Here is a 4,277-nt window from a genome sequence, read left to right as displayed (position 1 = left end):
TCAAGTTACTTAAGTCCTTATGGAAAAAAGATTTCTTTAAAAGCTGAAATTGATTTTACGATAGATGAGGAGATAAGTATTGTGATTTATTTCCAAGGAAATAAATTTATCTCTAAAGGAGAAATAGTTCAATTAGCTAAAAATAAACCTCTATCTAAGGAAAGAATAATAGATAGTCTTAAAAAGAGTGGAGATACTCCTTTTAAGATAGAAGAAGTAATATTTAATGCCTATGAAGAGGGATTCCTTCCTGTATCAGCTATAAATACTGTAAGAAGAGAGATAATAGAGTCCATAGAGGACAGTATAATTAAAAGTTCTAAGAGAAAAATCATAAAGAGAGAACTAGAAGGACTAAGAAGAGAAAAACAAGATAATCTACCTTATTTACTAGTTAATGTATCTACTAAGAGTCAATTAAAGAAGATTCTAGAACTTAATGTAGAGGATATAGGAGTTAATATATTTTATAGAGGAAATAAATATTTAAAAGAAGAAGATTTAAAGAAGATAAAGGGAAGAAAGTTATATTTAAAAATACCAAATATAATAAAGGAAGAATTTAATAAAGTAGCTAATATAATCGAAAGAAATCTAGAGTATATAGAGGGAGTAATAACCTCTAACATAGGAATAATAAATGTATTTAAGGATAAAACAAGAGTAATAGGAGATTATAAGCTAAATCTATATAACAGTTATTCTACAGAATATATGAAGTCTCATATAGATGGAGCATGTATAAGTCTTGAGCTAAATAAAAAAGAAATGAATAGGCTAATAAATAAGAGTACTATGGATCTTCAAGTACTTTTATATGGAAATCCAGAACTTATGGTAAGTGAATATTGCCCTATAGGAAGTGTTATGGGAGGGAGAGATTCTAGTCATAGCTGCTCTGGAGCGTGTACTCAGGGAGACTTTATATTAAAGGATAGAAAGAATGAAGAATTTATAGTAAATACTGATGTATTCTGTAGGAGCTATATATATAATAATAGCAGTATTAACTTAATACCTATGATGAAAGAATTAAACAATGTAAGTAGTTTTAGGATAGATTTTATTAATGAAGATGAAGAGGAAGTTGAAAAGGTAATAACATCTTTTAAGGAAGGTAAGTGGGATCATAGCTACGAGAATTACACAAGAGGACATTATAAAAGAGGAGTAGAATAAAAGGGGACATTAGTATGAATGAAAAAGCATTGAAAGTTTTAGAATTTAATAAAATAAAAGAATTAGTGAAAAAATATACAGCTACTTCTGCAGGAAAGGATTTAATAGAGGATTTAGTACCTTATAATAATTCTTATGAAGTTGTAAGACATCTAAAGGAAACAGAGGAAGCATTTAATCTTTTACTTAAAAAAGGAAATCCACCCTTTGAAGGACTATATGATGTAAGAGAAGGCATTGAGAGAGCAGGAAAAGGTGGAACCTTAATGGCTGGTCAGCTTATTAGAATAGCAAATATGCTAAAATCTAGTAGAAGGTTTAAGGATTATATATCTAGAAAAGAAGGGGAAGAGGCTTATTATGAGCTAGAGAGTCTTTGTGATGGTATAGTTCCTTTAAAGAAACTTGAGGAGGATATTCTAGTTGCTATTATAAGTGAAGAAGAGATATCAGATAGAGCATCTCAAACCTTATATAATATCAGAAGATCCTTAAAGGAGAAAAACTCATCCATAAGAGATAGAATTAATGATGTTATAAGAAGTAATTCTAAGTATCTTCAAGATAATCTATATACAGTAAGAGGAGATAGATATGTAATTCCTGTAAAGGCTGAGCATAAGGGGGCAGTGCCGGGACTTGTACATGATCAAAGTTCTTCAGGAGCTACTCTATTTATAGAGCCTATGAGTCTTGTTAACTTAAATAATGAAATAAGAGAACTTATGCTTAAGGAAAAGGCAGAGGTTGAAAGAATCCTAGGAGAGCTTTCTCAAAGAGTATATGAGAATATTTTTGAAGTAAAACATAATAGTAAAATAATTTGGGAACTTGATTTTATATTTGCTAAGGCAAAGTTTAGTAGCTCAATAAATGGAATAATGCCAAAAGTAAATGAAGATGGAAGTTTTAATATAATTGAAGGAAGACATCCTTTAATAGATACTAAAGTAGTAGTTCCATCTAGTATTTATCTAGGAGATGAATTTACATCTTTAGTGATTACTGGACCTAATACAGGGGGAAAGACAGTTACATTAAAAACTGCAGGACTTCTTCATATTATGGCTTTAAGTGGTATATTAATCCCAGCAAAGTCAGAGTCCTCTGTGGCATTTTATGAAGAAATATTTGCAGATATTGGAGATGAGCAAAGTATTGAACAGAGTCTTTCAACCTTTTCATCTCATATGACAAACATAGTTAAAATTATAGATAAGGCTGATGAAAAGTCCCTAGTGTTATTTGATGAACTAGGAGCTGGAACTGATCCTACAGAAGGAGCTGCTTTAGCTGTATCTATATTAGAATACTTAAGAAGTAGAAATGTAAAACTAGTAGCGACTACTCACTATAGTGAGCTTAAAGCTTATGCTCTTGAAACAGAGGGGGTTGAAAATGCTTCTGTGGAATTTGATGTAGAAACTTTAAGGCCAACATATAGACTTTTAATAGGGGTTCCTGGGAAATCTAATGCCTTCGAGATATCGAGGAGACTTGGACTTCAAAATCACATAATAGAAGAGGCTAAGAACCTAATTTCTAAGGACAATGTAAGATTTGAAGACTTAATAAGCAATCTTCAAGAGAAGAGTATAAAGGCTGAAAAGGATGCAAGAAGTGCAGAGGTTCTAAAGTCAAATATAGAGTCTCTTAAAAAGAATTATGAGGATAAGCTTCAGGGCATAGATAAAATAAGGGAAAAAGCCCTAGAGGAAGCAAGAAGAGAAGCAAGGAACCTTCTTCGTAATGCCAAGGAAGAGGCAGATCAAATTCTAAAGGATATGAGAGACCTCGAAAAGATGGGATATGGATCAGAAGCACGTTCTATGCTAGAAGAGCAAAGAAAGGCATTAAAGGATAAGCTAGAAAGTCATGAAGAAAAAGTGAGCTTATCAACTAAGGACAAGGGAGAAAAAATAAATAAAGTTACCCTTGGAATGGAGGCTATGCTACCTTCCTTAAATCAAAAGGTATCTATATTAACTCTCCCAGATAACAAAGGAGAAGTACAGGTTCAAGCAGGTATAATGAAAATAAATGTAAAGCTTTCAGAACTAAGACTTATAGAAGGTAATACTTCAAATAAAAAAGATAAGGCTTTAAAGAAAAGAGAGGCAAAGCTAAATTTAAGAAGAGTTGAAACTTCAATAGACTTAAGAGGAATGGATGCAGAAGAGGCTTGCTATAATGCAGATAAGTATTTAGATGATGCATATTTAGGTGGACTTAATGAGGTATCTATAATTCATGGTAAGGGTACAGGAGTACTTAGAAATGCTATAAATGAAATGCTAAGAAGACATCCTCATGTAAAGAACTTTAGAATTGGAGAATATGGTGAGGGCGGTACTGGAGTAACTATTGCAATATTAAAGTAGGTGAAGTTATGATACTTGTTAGTGCATGTCTTTGTGGAGTGAATTGTAAGTATAATGGGGGAAATAACCTTAAAGAATCCATAAAAAAACTTTTAGAGGAAGGTAAGGCTATCCTTGTATGCCCAGAACAATTAGGTGGTCTTGAAACTCCAAGAAAGCCCTGTGAAATATCCTGTGGCAGTGGGAAAGAGATCCTACAAGGAAAAAGTAAGGTTATTACAAAGGACAACATAGATTGTACAGAGGAGTTTATAAAAGGAGCAGAGGAAACCTTAAAAATAGCAAAGGCTGTAAATCCAGAGTATATAATACTAAAATCTAAGAGCCCTTCCTGTGGAGTATCAAAGATTTATGACGGTACCTTCTCAGGTAGATTAAAAGATGGGAATGGGGTTACTGTAGAGCTTTTGTTAAAAAATGGATTTAAGGTAATAACTGAAGAAGATATTGATAAAATAATAGAATAAATCTTTCTTAATAAGGTGTTCTTTCCACTATCTGAAAGTTAGATGAGTTAGTCTAGTGATATAGCAACTGTTATCTCCCACATTGTAATAGATGAAGGTTACAGTTGTTAGTCATCAGATAAAGTATAAAAGGATTCAATTCATAATTAATGAGTTGAATCCTTTTTTATTTATTACGGTAGGATTGAGATTTTTATAAAATTAAAGAAGGAATTTTTTATTTTCACTGAAGCTTTCTACTCCCGTCTTT

Annotated in this window: 3 protein-coding genes; all 3 read left to right on the top strand. The window is 32.0% G+C overall.

The window, feature by feature from the left end; all coding sequences use genetic code 11:
- On the top strand, positions 1-1,179 hold a 1,179-nt coding region (locus AB2369_RS11830; protein ID WP_367666682.1), incomplete at its 5' end, for a DUF3656 domain-containing protein.
- A 14-nt stretch (positions 1,180-1,193) separates the two neighbouring features.
- Positions 1,194-3,560 carry an endonuclease MutS2 gene (locus tag AB2369_RS11825; protein WP_367666681.1) on the top strand — a complete coding sequence of 789 codons (2,367 nt, stop codon included), beginning with the start codon at positions 1,194-1,196 and terminating at the stop codon, positions 3,558-3,560.
- 8 nt (positions 3,561-3,568) lie between these two features.
- On the top strand, positions 3,569-4,027 hold the full coding sequence (locus AB2369_RS11820; RefSeq protein ID WP_367666680.1) for a DUF523 domain-containing protein: 459 nt from the start codon (positions 3,569-3,571) through the stop codon (positions 4,025-4,027).
- The last annotated feature ends 250 nt before the right edge of the window (positions 4,028-4,277 follow it).

The sequence above is a fragment of the Clostridium sp. genome (genome assembly GCF_040797585.1).
Classification (GTDB): domain Bacteria; phylum Bacillota; class Clostridia; order Clostridiales; family Clostridiaceae; genus Clostridium_Z.
Note: the sequence above shows the minus strand (reverse complement) of the source record. Positions and strands in the feature narration are given on the sequence as shown.